This window comes from Stenotrophomonas maltophilia (assembly GCF_025642255.1).
Classification (GTDB): Bacteria; Pseudomonadota; Gammaproteobacteria; order Xanthomonadales; family Xanthomonadaceae; genus Stenotrophomonas; species Stenotrophomonas maltophilia_P.
In genome coordinates, this window is sequence record NZ_CP106759.1 from 3,333,234 (window position 1) to 3,349,594 (window position 16,361).

Here is a 16,361-nt window from a genome sequence, read left to right on the forward strand (position 1 = left end):
CGGGGCGGGTAGGCCATGCAGGGGACGCTGCAAGTACGTCCCTGTAAGCTCGATGGCGCCATCCATGGCGCCAACGCCCCTGCATGGCCTACCCACCCCACCTTTGACAGTTTCCTGCCGCGTCCAACCACGGAAAAGAAAAAAGAAAAGCAGAAGCGGGTCGCTCGCTGCGCTCGCTCCGTGTCGACCAAGGTCGACACCTACCAACAGCTACCGGACAACTGTCGAAGGCGGGGCACTGTGGGTTTGCGGGGTGTGAGCGGCATGGATGCCGCGACCAGGCCCCCATGGACGGGTTCACGGCGTCCCCGCAAACCCACAGTGCCCCGCCATCCCACGGATAGCCCGCTGTTGCTGTTGCTCCAGCTGTTGCGTCTGCGGGTGCAGGGCTGCAAGCCCTGCCGGCAACCCTCAACCCGCCATCACCGCTTCGATCTCGTCCGCACTCCGCGCCAGCCCTTCGGTCAGCACGCGATGGCCATCGTCGGTGATCAGCACATCGTCCTCGGTGCGGATGCCGATGCCACGCCAGCGCGGCTCCACCGTCGTATCGTCCACGCCGATGTACAGGCCCGGCTCGATGGTGAACGCCATGCCCGGCTCCAGCAGCCGCGAGTCCCCGGCCAGGCGGTAGTCGCCCACGTCGTGCACATCCAGCCCGATCCAGTGGCCGGTCTTGTGCCGGTAGAAACGCTGGTACAGGCCTTCGGAAAGATTCTTCTCCAGCGTGCCCTTCAGCAGGCCGAGCCGCAGCAGGCCTTCGGTCAGCGTCTGCACCGCCGCCAGGTGGCCGGCTTCGTAGGGTACGCCGGGCCGGGCCTGGGCCAGCGCCGCCGCCTGGGCCTGGCCGACCAGATCATGCAGCGCGCGCTGCTCGGCGCTGAAGCGCCCGTTCACCGGGAAGGTGCGGGTGATGTCGCTGGCGTAGCCACGGTACTCGGCACCCGCATCGATCAGCACCAGCTCGCCGTCGCGCGCACGCCCGTTGTTGTCGCGATAGTGCAGGATGCACCCGTTGCGGCCGGCGCCGACGATGCTGCAGTACGCCGGCACCGCATCGCTGGCGCGGAACACGCGCTCCAGTTCGGCCTGCAGCTCGTACTCATGGATGCCCGCCTTCGCCGCCTTCATCGCTGCCAGGTGCGCACGCACGCTGATCTGCGCGGCGTGCTGCATCAGCGCCACCTCCGCGCCGGACTTGAACAGGCGCTGCTCATGCAGCAGGTGGCCCAGCTCCAGGAACTCGTGCGGCGGCTGCGCACCGTGGCGCACCTGGGAGCGGACACGGTTGACCCAGCCGATCAGCTTCAGGTCGAAGTCCGCGTCACGGCCGAAGTGGTAGTAGACGCGCGAGCGTCCCTCCAGCAGGCCCGGAAGGATGTCGTCCAGATCGTCGATCGGATAGGCATCGTCCATGCCGAACTGCGCCACGGCGCCTTCCTGGCCGGCGCGGCTGCCGTCCCAGGCCTCGCGCTCGGCATCGCGTTCGCGGCAGAACAGGATCGCCTCGCCGTGACGACGCCCGGGAATCAGCACCAGCACGGCTTCCGGCTCCGGAAAGCCGCTCAGGTACTGGAAGTCCGAATCCTGCCGGTACGGGTAATGGGTATCCAGGCTGCGCACCTTCTCGGACGCGGCGGGCAGCACCAGGATGGCGTCTTCGCCGGCCATGTCCATCAGCTGCCGGCGACGACGCTTGTACTCGCCGGCCGCGATGCCGGTGCGCTGCTTGATGTCCATCAGTTCAGGCGCTGCCGGTGGCGCGCGGCCAGCACCACATCGCCGTGCAGCAGCAGCACCGCCACGCGGATGAATTCCTCGATCTCCGACAGCGCCTCATCGTCGTCCTCGCCACCCGCCTCGAAATCCTCGCTGGAAGCACGCGCCAGGCTGGCCATGTCGGTCAGCGCCTCTTCGCCCTCTTCGGACAGGGCCGGACGACGGCCGCCACTGCCCAGTCCGAATCCACCCAGGAAGGCGCGGGTCCAGCTGAACATGGCGTCGGCCTGCGCAGCCACGTCCTCGCTGTCGCTCAGCAGCAGCTCGAACGCGAAATCGCGGTCCTCCAGCTGCTTGATGGTGGCCTGCAACAACTGCCCGAGGGCGCTGTCGGCCGCCACCGGCGGCAGGCTGTCGTCGGCCAGCACACGCGCCGGCCAGTCGTTGCCGGGAGCTCCACCGGCGGCCAGCCAGCCGCACAGGCCGCCATGCAGCTCGGCAGCGGTGGCGCCCAGGCCCAGGTCCTGGCTGGCGCGGGAAACGTCGTCGACGGAGGGAAGTTCGGTCATCGTGCGGCTCGTTCGGAGAAGGAAACCCCGAGCGCGCACGCGCGCGCCCGTGAGCCCTGTAGTGTAGCAACCCGATAGCGACCTCCCCGTGGCCATCGGGGCCTGCTGCGACAGCGCTTGACCGCCCAGACCCGGCTTGCCTATCGTGCCTGCATGGAACCCGCCGATCCCCTTGCCCAGCTGCAGGACTTCGCCGCCCGCGTGGAAGCGTTGCTTGAACGCAACCAGCGCCTGGCCGAAGAGAACCGCAGCCTGCGCCACCAGCAGGAACAACTGGTGGCCGAGCGCTCGACGCTGCTGGCCAAGAACGAACAGGCGCGCTCGCGGGTGGAAGCGATGATCAGCCGGCTCAAATCCCTGGAGCAGCACACATGAGCGCCGAACCGGTCAGCGTCCGCATCCTCGACCGCGAGTACACCGTCGGCGTGGGTGCCGATGAACGCGACAGCCTGATGGCGGCCGCGCGCCTGCTCGACGCACGGATGCGCGAGATCCGTGGCAGCAACCGCATGGCGGCGGTCGACCGCATCGCGGTCCTGGCGGCACTGAATCTGGCCCATGAACTGCAGCTGTTGCGTGACGAGAACGCCCGCCAGGCCGTGGCCCTGCAGCAGACGCTGGCCGACCTGAACCGGCGGCTGGACCGCGCCATCGACGGCAATCCCTGACAGATCGCGCGACACGCGTCTTCTCATTTCTGAATTGGCACGGACTGTTGCCGACGAACGGCCTATCCAGATCAGGACCGGCCGCTATAATGGCCCTGCGTTCTCTGCGGTACTCGACGGCATGTGCAAACATTCGCCTTGTCCCTTAAGAACGACACCGGGAGCGCGACAGCGCCGGGAGTGCAGGTCCGCCTTGTAGCGGGAAGCCCGATGGTTCTCCAGCGTTCCCACTTGAGCCCCCGGGTTCAAGGTCGTTTCGCATGCATCGACATTGCGGAGAATGCAATATTCCAGCAAGGGCGGCGTCTTCGGGCGTCGCCCTTGTTCTTTCCGGCACAATGACGGCTGTTCCTTGCCGCACTCTGCCATGACCGACCCGCGCCAGGCCCTGCGCCACGACCTGCGGCAACGCCGCCGTGACCTTTCCGCCAGCGAGCGCATCGCCGCCGCCGATGCCCTTGCCGATGGGCTGCTGGCGTTGCCGTTTGCGCCGCTTCACGGCCACGTTGCCGGCTATTGGGCGCTGGACGGTGAGATCGCGCTGCATCGCTGGCAGCTGCAGCTGCCCGATGGACTCACCTACTGCCTGCCGGTGCTGGCCGGCGACACGCTGCGCTTCGCGCCCTGGCGGCCCGGTCAGCCCCTGACCGGCAACCGCTACGGCATTCCGGAACCGGACGTGGCCGTGGAAGACACGCTGGAACCGGCGCAGATGGCGCTGGTAGTGACCCCGCTGGTGGGTTTCGACACACAGTGCCGGCGGCTGGGCATGGGGGGCGGCTGGTATGATCGCAGCTTCGCCTTCCGCCACGACCGGCCGGCGCCGCCCTGGCTGGTCGGTGCTGCCTTCGCGGTGCAGCAGGTCGAGTCCTTGCCGGTGGCGTCGTGGGACGTGCCGGTGGATGCGATCTGCACCGAAGCCGGCACCCTGTTCCCCTCCGCTGCCCCCGTGAACGCATGACCGCCCGCAAGCGCTACTGGCTGATGAAGTCCGAACCGGACGCCTTCTCCATCGATGACCTGGCCAAGGTCAAGGTCGAGCCCTGGAACGGGGTGCGCAACTACCAGGCGCGCAACTTCATGCGCGATGGCATGCAGGTCGGCGACGGCATCCTGTTCTACCACTCCAATACCAAGGTCCCCGGCATCGTCGGCCTGGCCACGGTCGCCAGCCCGGCCTACCCGGACGATACCCAGTTCGACCCGAAATCCGACTACCACGACCCGAAAAGCACGCGCGAGAACCCGCGCTGGATGCTGGTGGACGTGGCCTTCGACCGCAAGCTCAGGCAGGTGATCGCGCTGGACGAGATCAAGCTGCACGCCGAAGCGCTCGGCGAGGGCTTCCCGCTGGTTGCCAAGGGCAACCGCCTGTCGGTGTTCCCGGTGACCGCCGCGCAGTGGAAGCTGCTGCTGTCGCTGGAAAAGAAATCCTGATTCCCTGCTGAGAGTTGCTCCCATGTCCGAAGCCAAGCGCCTGGCCGCCGAGAAAGCCATCGAGTACGTCGAAGACGGCATGATCGTCGGTGTCGGCACCGGTTCCACCGTCGCCTATTTCATCGATGCGCTGGCGCGCATCCAGCATCGCATCAAGGGTGCGGTGTCCAGCTCGGAACAGAGCACCGCGCGCCTGAAGCAGCACGGGATCGAGGTGATCGAGCTGAACCACACCGGCAACCTGTCGCTGTACGTCGACGGCGCCGACGAGTGCGATCCCGGCAAGTGCCTGATCAAGGGCGGTGGCGCTGCACTGACCCGCGAGAAGATCATTGCCGAGGCCAGCGAGCGCTTCGTCTGCATCGTCGACCCGAGCAAGCAGGTCCCGGTGCTGGGCAGGTTCCCGCTGCCGGTGGAAGTGATTCCGATGGCACGCAGCCTGGTGGCCCGGCAGATCCGCGACATGACCGGGGGCCAGCCGACCTGGCGCGAGGGCGTGGTCACCGACAACGGCAACCAGATCCTGGACATCCACAACCTGCAGATCACCGATCCGGAAAAGCTCGAGCGCGAACTCAACCAGCTGCCGGGCGTGGTCTGCGTCGGCCTGTTTGCCCGTCGCCGTGCCGACGTGGTGATCATCGGCGGCGAACCGCCGGTCGTGCTCTGACCCTCACGCGAAGGATCCTGACGATGTCGCTGCTGCGTTCGCTGCTGATGCTTCCCTTGCTGGCCCTGGCCGGCTGTGCCACCGATGCGGCCCGTCACTGGGTCGAACTGGACGGCGCCCGCTACCACGTGGAGCTGGCAACCAATGATGAGACCCGCGCACGCGGGCTGATGTTCCGCGACCAGATGCCCGTTGACCACGGCATGCTGTTCATCCATGACCGCGAGGAAATGCAGGCGTACTGGATGAAGAACACCAAGATCGCGCTGGACATCCTGTACTTCGACAGCCAGCGCCGGCTGGTGAGCCAGCAGCGCGACGTGCCGCCCTGCTCGGCCGGCGACATGTGTCCGCCCTATCCCAGCGGCGGCCCGGCCCGGTACGTGCTGGAACTCAACGCCGGCCAGGCCGAGAAGCTCAAGCTGAAGGACGGTACCGAACTGACCTTCGGCCCGGGCATCGAGAAGTAGGCCCACGCGGCCCGGCGGCCGGCCGGCACCCCGGTCGGGGTCGGATCCCTTTCGCACGCGGACGGGATCTGACCCCTGGATTTTTCACGCCACACCGCTTGAATCCGTCTGCGATTGCCGCCAGTCTGTGACCATGCCGGACCGGATCACACTCCCCGACTGGGATGCACTGGCCGACCTCGAAGACGAGGCGCTGCCGTTGTTGCCGACCGCGCTGCTGATCGCGCGCGATGAATATCCGGATCTGCAGCCGTCCACCTACGACGCGCTGATCCAGAGCCATGTCGACCACCTTCGCGCCGAAGTGGACAGCATCGAGCGCAGTCCGCTGAAAATGGCCGCGATCAATCGCCACCTGTTCGACGAACTGGGCTACAGCGGCGACCACGACGAGTATTACGATCCGCGCAACAGTTATCTCAACCAGGTATTCGAGCGCAGGCTCGGCAATCCGATCTCGCTGGCGCTGGTACAGATGGAGGTCGCGCGGCGGCTGGGCATTCCGCTGGACGGCGTGTCCTTCCCCGGCCACTTCCTGGTGCGCCTGCCGGTGGATGACGGTGTCCTGGTGATGGACCCGTTCAACGGCGGTCGGCCGCTGGATGTGGACGAACTGCGGGAGCGCGCAAAGTCACATCTGGGCGGGCAGATGCCCGACGACCAGGTGCTGGCGCAGATTCTCGATCCGGCACCGTCCCGCGCGATCCTGATGCGGATGCTGCGCAACCTGCACGGCGTGTATGCCGAGGCCGGTGAATGGGACCGTGCCGCGCGCAGTGCCGACCGCCTGCTGAAGCTGGCGCCGGAGCAGGACGACGCCCTGCGCGACCGGGGCCTGGCCTACCTGCAGCTGGAGTACCTGACGGGAGCCCGGCACGATCTGGGGCAGTACCTCAAGCGCAATCCCGAGGCCAGCGACGCGCAGTGGCTGCGCGAGAAGCTGATCGATCTGGGCGGGCCGATGCCACGGCTGCATTGAGGCGGTCGGTGCGCGGACCTGCGGCCCGCCCCACGTCCGTCAATCGACCTCGACCATCTCGAAATCGGCCTTGGTGACGCCGCAGTCAGGGCAGGTCCAGGTGTCCGGAATGTCTTCCCAGCGCGTGCCCGGCGCAATGCCCTCTTCCGGCAGACCGTCGGCCTCGTGGTAAAGGAAGCCGCAGACCACGCACATCCAGGTACGCAGGGTGGTGGGGGTGGCGTCGCTCATCGGATAATCGGGGTTGAATTCACGGGCCGCCATTGTCCCATCGCGGTCCACTCACCGGTAGCCATCGATGACCTCTGCTTCCCCGGCGCCCCGTGGCGTCTACCTCATCACCCCGGATGAGCCCGACACCGCACGCCTGCTGGCCCGCACCGCGCCCTTGCTGGCCGCCGGCGCCACCTGGCTGCAGTACCGCAACAAGACCGCCAGCGACGCGCTGCGGCTGGAACAGGCCACCGCACTGCAGGCGCTGTGCGCAGAGCACGGCGTGCCGCTGATCGTCAATGATGACCCGGTACTGGCCCGGGCCGTGGGCGCAGCCGGCGTGCATCTGGGCGGTACCGACGGCGACATCGCCAGCGCGCGCGCCCTGCTCGGTGCCGACGCCATCATCGGCGCCTCCTGCTACGACCAGCTGGCCAACGCCGAGGCCGCCGCAGCCGCTGGCGCCAGCTATGTGGCCTTCGGCGCCTTCTTTCCGACCACCACCAAGATCACCACCAGCCGTGCCCACATCGATCTGCTGCGGCAGAGCGCCGCACTGGGCGTACCGCGGGTGGCGATCGGCGGCCTGACGCCGGACAATGTCGGTCCCCTCATCGAGGCCGGCGCCGACCTGGTGGCCGTGGTCAGCGGCATCTACGCCGCAGCGGACCCGGTCGCCACCCAGCGCGCCTACCTCGCCCAGTTCCGGTAACACCCAGGAAACCCGATGAACCACGACCAGTCCCACGCCCTGTTCTCCCGTGCCCAGCACTTGCTGCCGGGCGGCGTCAATTCGCCGGTCCGCGCGTTCAAGTCGGTCGGCGGCGAGCCCTTCTTCGTCGAGCGCGCCGATGGCGCCTACCTGTACGACGTGGACGGCAACCGCTACATCGACTATGTCGGTTCCTGGGGTCCGATGATCGTCGGCCACAATCATCCGGCCGTACGCCAGGCGGTGAAGAAGGCCGTCGAACAGGGCCTCTCGTTCGGTGCGCCGTGCGCCGCCGAAGTGACCATGGCCGAGACCATCACCCGCCTGGTGCCGTCCTGCGAGATGGTGCGGATGGTCAACTCCGGCACCGAAGCGACCCTGTCGGCGATCCGCCTGGCCCGCGGTGCCACCGGTCGCAACCGCATCGTCAAGTTCGAAGGGTGTTACCACGGCCATGGCGACTCGTTCCTGGTGAAGGCCGGCAGCGGCATGCTGACCCTTGGCGTGCCCACCTCGCCGGGCGTTCCAGCAGGCCTGAGCGAACTCACCCTGACCCTGCCCTACAACGACTTCGAAGCCGCCACCGCGCTGTTCGAGGCACAGGGCAGCGAGATCGCCGGCCTGATCATCGAACCGGTGGTGGGCAACGCCAACTGCATCCCGCCGCGCGACGGCTACCTGCAGCACCTGCGCGAGCTGTGCACGCAACACGGCGCACTGCTGATCTTCGATGAAGTGATGACCGGCTTCCGCGTGGCGCTCGGCGGCGCGCAGGCGCATTACGGGATCACGCCGGACCTGACCACCTTCGGCAAGATCATCGGCGGCGGCATGCCGGTGGGCGCCTATGGCGGTCGCCGCGACCTGATGCAGCAGATCGCCCCCGCCGGCCCGATCTACCAGGCCGGCACGCTCAGCGGCAATCCAGTGGCGATGGCGGCCGGCCTGGCAATGCTGGAACTGGTCCAGCAACCCGGCTTCCACGCCGACCTGGCCGAGCGCACCGCACGCCTGTGCGAGGGCCTGGAAGCTGCGGCCGCAGACGCCGGAGTGGCCGTGACCACGACCCGGGTCGGGGCGATGTTCGGGCTGTTCTTCACCAGCGAGAAGGTGGAGACCTATGCGCAGGCCACCGCCTGTGACATTCCGGCGTTCAACCGCTTCTTCCACGCCATGCTGGACCAGGGCGTGTTCCTGGCACCGTCGGCGTACGAGGCCGGCTTCCTGTCCAGTGCGCACGACGATGCGGTGATCGAAGCGACGCTGGCCGCTGCACGCGTGGCGTTCAAGGCCGCCAAGGGCTGAGCCCTGCCCATGGCAGGTGCCAACCTTGGTTGGCACTGCCTTGCACCGTATCCACGCCTGGCGTGGATCTACTGCAACGTGTAGAGCCGAGCCATGCCCGGCTCATCGTACGCAGCGCGGAAAAGAGCAGTCGAGCATGGTGCGACGCTGCAAACGGCATCAACCAAAGACGAACGTGCCCTTCATCATCGCGAAGTGGCCGGGGAACGAGCAGAAGAAGGTGTAGTCACCGCCCTTCTGCAGGCCCTGGGTAGAGAAGCGCACGCGCGTGGTCTCGCCGCCGCCGATCACCTTGGTGTGCGCCAACACGCGCTTGTCGGCCTTCGGCAGGTAGCTGTCGGCCAGGGTCATGCGCATGCCCGCCATCGCCACCGGCTGGTAATCGGCACTGCGGGTCAGCACCCAGTTGTGGCCCATGGCAGTGGCGGCCAACTTGCCGGTGTGGCGCAGCGTCAGATCCACGGCGGTGCAGTCGGCGGCGACCTTGATCTCGCGGCTGCTGAAGCTCATCTGGTCGGTGCTGTCGATGCTCACCGCACACACACGCGCCATCGCCGACGGCGCCAGCATCAGCGCGCCCAGTCCCACTGCCACCATCCAAGCCTTCATCGTTGCCTCTCCTGCGGATTCAAGCGCCATTCTAGGCAGCCCCCCGTGGCCGCGTCTGCGACCGTCTGTCGCATGCCCGCTCCAGGGTTTCCCGCACACTTGCCGCAATGGCATGCTCGGCCGATGCGGATCGACCTGTTGCTGCTGGATGTAGACGGCGTGCTGGTGCATTACCAGCGCGCGCAACGCGTGCTGCATCTGGCGAAGGCGCTGGGGGTTCCGACGCAGGCCGTGCAGACCGCGTTGTACGACAGCGGGCTGGAAGCCGCGCATGACAATGGCTCGCTGGGCGGCCCTGCCTATCTGGCGCGATTGGGAGAGCTTCTGCACAGGACCATCGACGTGGACACCTGGACGGCAGCGCGGCAAGCCGCGAGCCATCCGCAGCGCGCAGTCCTGCAACGGCTGCAGGCCCTGCAGCTGCCGATGGCGGTGCTGACCAACAACGGCGCGCTGATGAAGCAGGCGTTGCCTTCCCTGCTGCCGGAGCTGTTCCCTGCCCTGCTGGGTCGCGTGTTCTGCAGCGCCGATTTCGGCCTGCGCAAACCGGCGCCGGAGGTGTTCCTGCGCACGCTGGAGATGCTTGATGCAGCGCCTGCGCACACGCTGTTCGTCGATGACCTGTTCGCCAACGTGCGCGGCGCACGCGCCGCTGGGCTGCACGGGGAAACGGTGCACGATGGCCGTGGGCTGGGCAAGGTGTTGAAGCGCTACCGGATCACGTGACCGCGGTAGAGCCGAGCCCATGCTCGGCTGCTGTTGCCTGACGTGGAGATGAGCCGAGCATGGGCTCGGCTCTACAGCGATTCCGCGGCAACGGGGTCAGCGCCAAGGCTTCAGCGTGCGGCGACGAACGCCGCAACAGCGGCACGCAGGCGCTTCAGGCCTTCGGCCACTTCTTCGTCGGTGATGTTCAACGACGGCACGAAGCGCAGCACGTCCGGACCGGCCTGCAGGGTCAGCAGGCCGTGTTCGGCCGCGTGATCGAGGATGGCACCGGCCTGCCCGGCGAAGTCCTTGGCCAGGACCGCGCCCAGCATCAGGCCGCGACCGCGTACGCCACTGAACACGCCGAATTCCTCGCTGATGCGGGCGAAACCATCGCGCAGCGCCTTCGACTGGCGGCTGACATTGGCGGCGATCTCAGGCGAGGACAGTTTGCGCAGCGCTACGCGGGCGACGGCAGCAGCCAGCGGATTGCCACCGAAGGTGGTGCCGTGCGCACCGAACTGCATGGTCTCGGCGACCTTCGGGCCGGCCAGCATCGCGCCGATCGGGAAGCCGCCTCCCAGCGCCTTGGCCAGGGTGACCATGTCCGGCACCACGTCATCCTGCCAGTGCGCGAACAGCGTGCCGGTACGGCCCATGCCCGCCTGGATCTCATCCAGCACCAGCAGCGCGCCGTGCTGGTCGCACAGCTCGCGCACGCGCTTGAGGAAACCGGACTTGGCCGGCATCACGCCACCCTCGCCCTGCACCGGCTCCAGCATCACCGCCGCCACGTCGCCCGCGGCCATCGCCGTTTCCAGCTGCACTTCGTCGTTGAAGTCGATGTAGCGGAAGCCACCGGGCAGCGGCTCATAGCCTTCCTGGTACTTCGGCTGGGCGGTGGCGGTCACCGCGCCCAGGGTGCGGCCGTGGAAGCTGCCGCGGAACGTGATGATCACCCGCTTGTCAGCCGGCCGCCCCTGGCTGGAGGCCCACTTGCGCACCATCTTGATCGCCACTTCATTGGCTTCGGCGCCGGAATTGCACAGGAACACGCGCTCGGCGAAGCGGCTGGCCTTCACCAGCTCTTCCGCCAGGTGCAGCGGCGGTGCGCTGTAGAACACATTGCTGGTGTGCCAGAGCTTGCCGGCCTGCTCGACCAGTGCCGCCACCAGATCCGGGTCGTTGTGGCCCAGGCCGCACACGGCGATGCCGGCCGCCAGATCGATGAACTCACGGCCCTGGCTGTCCCACACGCGGGCGCCCTGGCCACGCTCCAGCACCACCTGGCGAGGCTTGTAGACCGGCAGGTAGTAGTGCGAAAGGGAGATCAGCGGGTCGGTCGCGGAGGTCATGGCAGTCGGCAGGATTCAGGAATGCCCATTCTCGCGCCGGAACCCCTGCGGCACAATGCGCCCATGCGACCGTTCTCCGCCCCCCAGCTGAACCCCGCCACCGAAACCGGCTGGCGCCGCCAGTGGTTCGACATCATCTACCGGCACGATACCCGGCCCTCGCGCAATTTCGACCTGCTGCTGGTGGTGACCATCATCGCCAGCATCCTGGTGGTGATGATCGACAGCGTGCAGCACCTGCACGCCGAGTGGTCCACCAGCCTGTACGTGCTCGAGTGGGGCTTCACCCTCATCTTCACCGCCGAGTACCTGCTGCGGCTGGCGGTGGTCAAGCGCCCGCTGCGCTATGCCGTGAGCGTGTGGGGCATCATCGACCTGCTGTCGATCCTGCCCGCGTACCTGTCCATGTTCATCCCCGGCGCGCAGAGCCTGCTGGTGGTGCGCGCACTGCGCATTCTGCGCGTGTTCCGCATCCTCAAGCTGACCCGCTACATCGAGGAAAGCGGCGTGCTGATGCAGTCACTGTGGCGCAGCCGGCGGAAGATCCTGGTGTTCCTGTTCACGGTGATCACCATCACCATCATCGCCGGCGCGCTGATGTACGTGATCGAAGGACCGGAGAACGGCTTCAGCAACATTCCTGCCAGCATGTACTGGGCGGTGGTGACCATGGCCACGGTCGGCTTCGGCGACATCGTGCCGCAGACCGTGCTCGGCCGCTTCGTCACATCCGTGCTGATCCTGATCGGCTACAGCATCATTGCCGTGCCCACCGGCATCTACACCGCTGAACTGGCCAGCACCATGCGCGAGGCCGAGCTGGCGGCACGCCGCGATGCCCGGGGTTGCCCGCACTGCGGGCTGGAAGGCCACGAACCGGATGCACGCCACTGCCGGGCCTGCGGCAACGCGCTGCCGGAAGCCTTCAACCGCTGACCCGTACCTGCGCGGGGCGGTGAGCGGCCTGCCGCCGCTCCCGCCTCAGCGCATCTGATTGCTGGCACTGACCAGTGCGTCGGCACACTGGGCTGTCACCCGGATCTACTGCCGGTTGCTCTGGAACACCAGCGCGTTGTAGACATGCAGCAGTCGCCCGGCCGAACCCCGCGGGGCCATCGACGGCGAATCCAGCATGCGCCGCTCGAAGTCGTTGTACGGGGTCTTGCTGCTGACCCGCTGCAGGCGCTCCTTGCCCTCGCGACGGAAGTTCTCGGCTTCGCGCTCGAAGCTGTTCCAGTCCAGCTTGCCCGGCTCCTGATCGGCCACCTTGGCATGTGCTTCGTCGGAAATGCGATTGAAGGCCTGCAGCCGTTCATCGGCCTGCGCCGGATCGAAATCGTCGTCGCCCATCAGGTCCATGATCGCTTTCGCTTCCAGCATCATCGCCAGCCGGTAGTACTCGCGGGTGCGGCCCTCGGCCTGTTCCAGCGCCTTGAGGTGCTCGCGCTGGGCAGCATCGTTCTGGCGTTCCAGTTCAACGTTGAACGTTTCGCTGGCGCCGGCGAAGGCCTTGAACGCCGCCATCAGCGGCGCGTGCAGCTGCTTGCCCTTGGCGAACTGGTCGTCCTCATAATCCTGGCGCTCGTAGTAGTCGTGTGCCTCATGGCTGACCGGCACCAGTGCCTTAAGCGCCTGCAGGTAGCGGCCAGCCGCCGCATCGAGTTCCGGCAGCGCGGGCTGGGCCGCGATCGCCTCGGTGATCGGTGCGTCGCACTGCTTCATGTCGTAGTCGTCGATCTCGCTTGGTCCGTACACACGGGTCTCGCGTCCGCTCGGACCGGCCTCCAGATCCTTGATCCAGCCCGTGTAGGCGCGGGCGCTGCCATGCACCTCGGAATCGACCGCGTTGAAGCAGCCGATATAGGCGTTGAGCTTGGCGGTCAGCTGCTGCTGGGCATCCTGCGTAGGCGCGGCATCGGCCTTGTCGGACGTGCCGGACGAGGCGGGCGGCTTGCCACCACAGGCGACCAGGGCAAGCGACAACGACGCAGCGAGCAGCGCTGCAGTGGTACGACGGAACATCTACGCACATCCTTGTTGAAAACGATTACAGCCGCGAATTCTATCGCAGTTGGCCGATCATGACACTCGCATCGGATCAGTCGAGGAACAGATCCGGCAGCAGCGGCCGCGACGGATCCACCGCGTAGCCGGACAGGTCGGTGATGCCGGCCTGTGCCAGCACCTCGTCATCGATCAGGAACTGGCCGTGGAAACCCGCGGCTTCGCGTACCAGCACTGCATGCGCGGCATCGGCCATGATCTGCGGCGTGCGGCATCCCGCCGCGTCAACGCCGGGGATCATGTTGATGGCGTCGGTGGCGATCACCGTGCGCGGCCACAGCGCATTGACCGCCACGCCCTGCGGCCCGAACTCGGCGGCAAGACCGAGGGTGACGAAGCTCATGCCCATCTTCGCCAGCGTGTAGCCGGTATGCGCACCCCACCACTTCGGTTCCAGGCTCGGCGGCGGCGCCAGGGTAAGGATGTGTGGATTCGGGGCCTGCCGCAGGTACGGCAGGCAGGCCTGTGCGCACAGGAAACTGCCACGCGCATTGACCTGCTGCATCAGGTCGAAGCGCTTCATCGGTGTCTCCAGCGTGCCGCGCAGCCAGATCGCGCTGGCATTGTTGACCAGGATGTCGATGCCACCGAAGGTATCGACCGTAGCGGCGACGGCCGCCTGCACCTGCTCTTCCTCGCGGATGTCGCATTTCAACGCCAGGCCCTGGCCGCCGGCCGCATTCACCGCATCGGCAGCGCTGTGGATGGTGCCCGGCAACTTCGGGTTCGGCACCGACGACTTGGCCGCGATGGCCACGTTGGCACCATCGCGCGCGGCACGCAGCGCGATCGCCAGGCCGATGCCACGCGAGGCACCGGTGATGAAAAGGGTCTTGCCCTGCAGACTGCCCACGTTCCAGACTCCAGCGTATGCAATGAGCGGCTAGTATGCCGCGCCGACGCGGAGTTCACCCGGTCTTGACGATACTCGGGCCTCCAGTCAACGCACGAGGTCCACGCCATGCGCCGTTCCCGTCTGCTGCTGCCTGCCCTCGCACTCGCCCTGATGACCGCCTGCCAGGGCAGCTCGCCCGAGCCCGGCAAGGAACCTGTCGCCACGGACACCCCCAGCGCGGAGAAGGCAGCGACCGATGGCCGGATGCGCTGGAGCGAGGCGGTGGTGTGGGACGGCGATCTCAACGCCTGCCGTCAGGGAGGCGATGCGGCGACGCGCGACTGCCTGCGCGATGCGATGCGCAGCGGCGGCGCCAGCTCGGATGCAATCACGGCCGCCGAGCAGCTTTCCACCGGCGGCGAACTGGCCTATGTCAGCGCGTGGCATGAGCATGACGGACTGGGCGTGGCCACGGTTGAATATCCCTTCCGCGCCAACACCAACCAAGGCACGCGCCTGGTGGATGCAGGCGGCAAGCGCATCGATGTCGATGCGGTGCAGCTGGACGATGCGCTGCGCGCCGACCCGACTGTGCAGGCAGTGCTGAAGGCCAACCCGCAGGCGACGCCGTTCGCACCGGCGCAGGCCGCAGGCACCGCACCACTGGAAGGCGGCGGCATCCGCCTGCTGTACCGCACGCCGCTGCGCGACTGCCATGCCTGCCCGGATGTGGGGCAGCTGCAGATCGGCTATGACTTCGATGCCAAGCGGAACTTCATTGGCCAGCAGCTGGTGCCGGCAACGCCCTAGCGCTCCGGTGGCGCCGGGTGCCGCCGGGTGCCGCCGGGTGCCGCCGGGCCCGGCCTACCCGTACGCGCGTACCTGCCTGCGCAGCAGATGCGGCACGATCAGCCGGTGCATCGGGTCCACCGGCAGCATGTACAGGCGCCCGAACGCGTTGTGCGTATGCACCACCGTCGCCACTTCCAGCGTGTCACCCTGCCACTGCAGCGCCAGCTGCACGTGCAGGTGCCGGTCGTCATCCTCCAGCACGATGGCATCATCGTGCAGCGACTGCAGGGTGAAAATACCGAGCCGCTGCCCGGGACTCGGATGCTGCGCAGCCTGCACCGCACGCAGCGAACCCAGATCCTTCATCCCGAGCAGGCGCATGCCCTGGTTGCGCAGCGCCATCAGCCCGTCAAACCACGCGGGGACCGTCGCTGCCATGTCGCGATAGGCCTGCAGTGCACTGCGCCCCTGTCGATGGGTGGCGACGCGGCAGGCATGCACGAAACCCGCACCCGCCAGCTGCGGATGCAGGACGCTGGCCGCGGTCGGCAGCGTGGTCACTACGTTCCACCGTCTCACGGCTTCGGCCCCTGCCCTTCGTTGTCTTCCCAGTGCAGGATGCGCCGTGTGACGAAGCGGTAAACCGGCTTGCCGGTGGCGAACCACAGTTCGCGTACCCACGACGTGCGCTTGAGCACGCGCTTCTCCACCGGCGTCAATGACTCGCGGCAATACATGCGTTTGTGCTTGAGCAGATGGCGCAGGTCCTCGCGGGCCAGCAGGCGCATCCAGCGCGAGCGCGGATTGCCGATCACCGCCAGCTGGAAGTCGATCAGCGCCGGACGACCATCCTCGGTGACCAGCCAGTTGGCCTCCTTGGCCAGGTCGTTGTGGGCGACGCCGCGCCGGTGCAACTGCTGCAGCAGGCGCCGCGCGGCGCGGAACCAGGCGAGGTCGCCGCGCGGCGGGCGCTGGTACATGGCATCGCCGGCCATGAAACTGCGATCCAGGTGGCGGCCATCCCAATCGATCAGCTGCGGGACATCGGCCATGCCGTGGATATGACGCAGCGCGCGTGCTTCGCGCCGCGCCAGCCACCACGCCGGCAGGCGCAGCCACAACGGCGTCGCCCCCAGATCGCGGCGCACGAACGGCCCGTCGGGGCCCTCCATACGAAGGATGCGGCCGAAGCTGTCGGCCTTCAATGCATGTGGTGGGACGTCTGGCGAATGCGGCATGGCGCCATTCTAGGCGAT

Annotated in this window: 21 protein-coding genes and 1 other RNA gene; 13 read left to right on the top strand and 9 right to left on the bottom strand. The window is 67.4% G+C overall.

Features of this window, described 5'->3' with window-relative positions; translation table 11 throughout:
• Positions 1 to 411: 411 nt before the first annotated feature.
• Both N8888_RS15235 and N8888_RS15240 read right to left on the bottom strand, forming a co-directional pair.
• Positions 412 to 1,734, bottom strand: a complete 1,323-nt coding sequence (locus N8888_RS15235; protein WP_111186809.1) for an aminopeptidase P N-terminal domain-containing protein — start codon at positions 1,732 to 1,734, stop codon at positions 412 to 414.
• A 5-nt stretch (positions 1,735 to 1,739) separates the two neighbouring features.
• Positions 1,740 to 2,288 (bottom strand): UPF0149 family protein, encoded by a 549-nt coding sequence (locus N8888_RS15240; RefSeq protein ID WP_053519828.1) that lies wholly within the window; start codon positions 2,286 to 2,288, stop codon positions 1,740 to 1,742.
• Positions 2,289 to 2,441: 153 nt separating this feature from the next.
• On the opposite strand from N8888_RS15240, the gene N8888_RS15245 reads away from it, so the two are divergent.
• The 8 genes from N8888_RS15245 to N8888_RS15280 all read left to right on the top strand — a co-directional run bounded on the left by N8888_RS15245 (position 2,442) and on the right by N8888_RS15280 (position 6,512).
• Entirely contained in the window at positions 2,442 to 2,663 is a 222-nt protein-coding gene (locus N8888_RS15245) for a TIGR02449 family protein (RefSeq protein ID WP_005410898.1), read from the top strand.
• A complete protein-coding gene (locus N8888_RS15250) occupies positions 2,660 to 2,956 on the top strand; it encodes a cell division protein ZapA (RefSeq protein ID WP_053519829.1) in 297 nt (98 codons plus the stop codon). Before N8888_RS15245 ends, N8888_RS15250 begins: the two co-directional genes overlap by 4 nt.
• Positions 2,957 to 3,054: 98 nt before the next feature.
• Positions 3,055 to 3,240, top strand: a non-coding RNA gene (gene ssrS, locus N8888_RS15255) — 6S RNA.
• 83 nt (positions 3,241 to 3,323) lie between these two features.
• Positions 3,324 to 3,917 (top strand): 5-formyltetrahydrofolate cyclo-ligase, encoded by a 594-nt coding sequence (locus tag N8888_RS15260; RefSeq protein ID WP_053519830.1) that lies wholly within the window; start codon positions 3,324 to 3,326, stop codon positions 3,915 to 3,917.
• On the top strand, positions 3,914 to 4,393 hold the full coding sequence (locus N8888_RS15265; protein WP_193396846.1) for an EVE domain-containing protein: 480 nt from the start codon (positions 3,914 to 3,916) through the stop codon (positions 4,391 to 4,393). Before N8888_RS15260 ends, N8888_RS15265 begins: the two co-directional genes overlap by 4 nt.
• 22 nt (positions 4,394 to 4,415) lie before the next feature.
• Positions 4,416 to 5,063, top strand: a complete 648-nt coding sequence (gene rpiA, locus N8888_RS15270) for a ribose-5-phosphate isomerase RpiA (RefSeq protein ID WP_065175077.1) — start codon at positions 4,416 to 4,418, stop codon at positions 5,061 to 5,063.
• A gap of 23 nt (positions 5,064 to 5,086) precedes the next feature.
• On the top strand, positions 5,087 to 5,533 hold the full coding sequence (locus tag N8888_RS15275) for a DUF192 domain-containing protein (protein ID WP_053519833.1): 447 nt from the start codon (positions 5,087 to 5,089) through the stop codon (positions 5,531 to 5,533).
• Between the two features lie 133 nt (positions 5,534 to 5,666).
• A complete protein-coding gene (locus tag N8888_RS15280; RefSeq protein ID WP_053519834.1) occupies positions 5,667 to 6,512 on the top strand; it encodes a SirB1 family protein in 846 nt (281 codons plus the stop codon).
• A gap of 39 nt (positions 6,513 to 6,551) precedes the next feature.
• Here N8888_RS15280 and N8888_RS15285 read toward each other — a convergent pair whose 3' ends face one another.
• The gene (locus N8888_RS15285) at positions 6,552 to 6,776 is read right to left on the bottom strand and encodes a rubredoxin (protein WP_053519835.1); all 225 of its coding nucleotides are present in this window, start codon (positions 6,774 to 6,776) and stop codon (positions 6,552 to 6,554) included.
• A 34-nt stretch (positions 6,777 to 6,810) separates the two neighbouring features.
• Here N8888_RS15285 and thiE point away from each other — a divergent pair, with 34 nt between their 5' ends.
• Together thiE and hemL are read left to right on the top strand one after the other, a co-directional pair.
• Positions 6,811 to 7,437 carry a thiamine phosphate synthase gene (gene thiE / locus N8888_RS15290; RefSeq protein WP_111186788.1) on the top strand — a complete coding sequence of 209 codons (627 nt, stop codon included), beginning with the start codon at positions 6,811 to 6,813 and terminating at the stop codon, positions 7,435 to 7,437.
• A gap of 15 nt (positions 7,438 to 7,452) precedes the next feature.
• A complete protein-coding gene (hemL, locus tag N8888_RS15295) occupies positions 7,453 to 8,742 on the top strand; it encodes a glutamate-1-semialdehyde 2,1-aminomutase (RefSeq protein ID WP_065175080.1) in 1,290 nt (429 codons plus the stop codon).
• Positions 8,743 to 8,901: 159 nt separating this feature from the next.
• Here hemL and azu read toward each other — a convergent pair whose 3' ends face one another.
• The gene (gene azu, locus N8888_RS15300; RefSeq protein ID WP_050509801.1) at positions 8,902 to 9,351 is read right to left on the bottom strand and encodes an azurin; all 450 of its coding nucleotides are present in this window, start codon (positions 9,349 to 9,351) and stop codon (positions 8,902 to 8,904) included.
• A 123-nt stretch (positions 9,352 to 9,474) separates the two neighbouring features.
• Here azu and N8888_RS15305 point away from each other — a divergent pair, with 123 nt between their 5' ends.
• Positions 9,475 to 10,077, top strand: coding sequence for an HAD-IA family hydrolase (locus tag N8888_RS15305; RefSeq protein WP_111186789.1), 603 nt, complete (start codon positions 9,475 to 9,477; stop codon positions 10,075 to 10,077).
• A gap of 110 nt (positions 10,078 to 10,187) precedes the next feature.
• Here the strand turns inward: N8888_RS15305 and N8888_RS15310 are convergent, their stop codons facing one another.
• The gene (locus N8888_RS15310) at positions 10,188 to 11,414 is read right to left on the bottom strand and encodes an acetylornithine transaminase (protein WP_111186790.1); all 1,227 of its coding nucleotides are present in this window, start codon (positions 11,412 to 11,414) and stop codon (positions 10,188 to 10,190) included.
• A gap of 63 nt (positions 11,415 to 11,477) precedes the next feature.
• Between N8888_RS15310 and N8888_RS15315 the strand changes: the two genes are divergently transcribed.
• Complete coding sequence (locus N8888_RS15315; protein WP_053519846.1) at positions 11,478 to 12,350, top strand: ion transporter; 873 nt, start codon at positions 11,478 to 11,480, stop codon at positions 12,348 to 12,350.
• A gap of 105 nt (positions 12,351 to 12,455) precedes the next feature.
• Here N8888_RS15315 and N8888_RS15320 read toward each other — a convergent pair whose 3' ends face one another.
• Positions 12,456 to 13,436 carry a YiiG family protein gene (locus N8888_RS15320; RefSeq protein WP_263175643.1) on the bottom strand — a complete coding sequence of 327 codons (981 nt, stop codon included), beginning with the start codon at positions 13,434 to 13,436 and terminating at the stop codon, positions 12,456 to 12,458.
• Positions 13,437 to 13,512: 76 nt separating this feature from the next.
• Positions 13,513 to 14,331, bottom strand: coding sequence for an SDR family oxidoreductase (locus N8888_RS15325; protein WP_053519841.1), 819 nt, complete (start codon positions 14,329 to 14,331; stop codon positions 13,513 to 13,515).
• A 108-nt stretch (positions 14,332 to 14,439) separates the two neighbouring features.
• Here N8888_RS15325 and N8888_RS15330 point away from each other — a divergent pair, with 108 nt between their 5' ends.
• A complete protein-coding gene (locus N8888_RS15330; protein ID WP_111186792.1) occupies positions 14,440 to 15,123 on the top strand; it encodes a hypothetical protein in 684 nt (227 codons plus the stop codon).
• A 54-nt stretch (positions 15,124 to 15,177) separates the two neighbouring features.
• On the opposite strand, the gene N8888_RS15335 is transcribed toward N8888_RS15330, so the two are convergent.
• Together N8888_RS15335 and N8888_RS15340 are read right to left on the bottom strand one after the other, a co-directional pair.
• Entirely contained in the window at positions 15,178 to 15,666 is a 489-nt protein-coding gene (locus N8888_RS15335; RefSeq protein WP_430542960.1) for a DUF2867 domain-containing protein, read from the bottom strand.
• A 14-nt stretch (positions 15,667 to 15,680) separates the two neighbouring features.
• Positions 15,681 to 16,343 (bottom strand): serine/threonine-protein kinase, encoded by a 663-nt coding sequence (locus N8888_RS15340; protein ID WP_262100478.1) that lies wholly within the window; start codon positions 16,341 to 16,343, stop codon positions 15,681 to 15,683.
• Positions 16,344 to 16,361: the final 18 nt, after the last annotated feature.

What these genes read in the sequence shown, in the direction of transcription:
- N8888_RS15275 (WP_053519833.1), top strand. Translation starts at nt 5,087, where the DNA reads ATGTCGCTGCTGCGTTCGCTGCTGATGCTTCCCTTGCTGGCCCTGGCC.
- N8888_RS15265 (WP_193396846.1), top strand. Translation starts at nt 3,914, where the DNA reads ATGACCGCCCGCAAGCGCTACTGGCTGATGAAGTCCGAACCGGACGCC.
- N8888_RS15240 (WP_053519828.1), bottom strand. Translation starts at nt 2,288, where the DNA reads ATGACCGAACTTCCCTCCGTCGACGACGTTTCCCGCGCCAGCCAGGAC.
- N8888_RS15280 (WP_053519834.1), top strand. Translation starts at nt 5,667, where the DNA reads ATGCCGGACCGGATCACACTCCCCGACTGGGATGCACTGGCCGACCTC.
- N8888_RS15310 (WP_111186790.1), bottom strand. Translation starts at nt 11,414, where the DNA reads ATGACCTCCGCGACCGACCCGCTGATCTCCCTTTCGCACTACTACCTG.
- N8888_RS15305 (WP_111186789.1), top strand. Translation starts at nt 9,475, where the DNA reads ATGCGGATCGACCTGTTGCTGCTGGATGTAGACGGCGTGCTGGTGCAT.
- N8888_RS15330 (WP_111186792.1), top strand. Translation starts at nt 14,440, where the DNA reads ATGCGCCGTTCCCGTCTGCTGCTGCCTGCCCTCGCACTCGCCCTGATG.
- thiE (WP_111186788.1), top strand. Translation starts at nt 6,811, where the DNA reads ATGACCTCTGCTTCCCCGGCGCCCCGTGGCGTCTACCTCATCACCCCG.
- hemL (WP_065175080.1), top strand. Translation starts at nt 7,453, where the DNA reads ATGAACCACGACCAGTCCCACGCCCTGTTCTCCCGTGCCCAGCACTTG.
- N8888_RS15320 (WP_263175643.1), bottom strand. Translation starts at nt 13,436, where the DNA reads ATGTTCCGTCGTACCACTGCAGCGCTGCTCGCTGCGTCGTTGTCGCTT.
- N8888_RS15285 (WP_053519835.1), bottom strand. Translation starts at nt 6,776, where the DNA reads ATGGCGGCCCGTGAATTCAACCCCGATTATCCGATGAGCGACGCCACC.
- N8888_RS15245 (WP_005410898.1), top strand. Translation starts at nt 2,442, where the DNA reads ATGGAACCCGCCGATCCCCTTGCCCAGCTGCAGGACTTCGCCGCCCGC.
- rpiA (WP_065175077.1), top strand. Translation starts at nt 4,416, where the DNA reads ATGTCCGAAGCCAAGCGCCTGGCCGCCGAGAAAGCCATCGAGTACGTC.
- N8888_RS15260 (WP_053519830.1), top strand. Translation starts at nt 3,324, where the DNA reads ATGACCGACCCGCGCCAGGCCCTGCGCCACGACCTGCGGCAACGCCGC.
- azu (WP_050509801.1), bottom strand. Translation starts at nt 9,351, where the DNA reads ATGAAGGCTTGGATGGTGGCAGTGGGACTGGGCGCGCTGATGCTGGCG.
- N8888_RS15315 (WP_053519846.1), top strand. Translation starts at nt 11,478, where the DNA reads ATGCGACCGTTCTCCGCCCCCCAGCTGAACCCCGCCACCGAAACCGGC.
- N8888_RS15250 (WP_053519829.1), top strand. Translation starts at nt 2,660, where the DNA reads ATGAGCGCCGAACCGGTCAGCGTCCGCATCCTCGACCGCGAGTACACC.
- N8888_RS15340 (WP_262100478.1), bottom strand. Translation starts at nt 16,343, where the DNA reads ATGCCGCATTCGCCAGACGTCCCACCACATGCATTGAAGGCCGACAGC.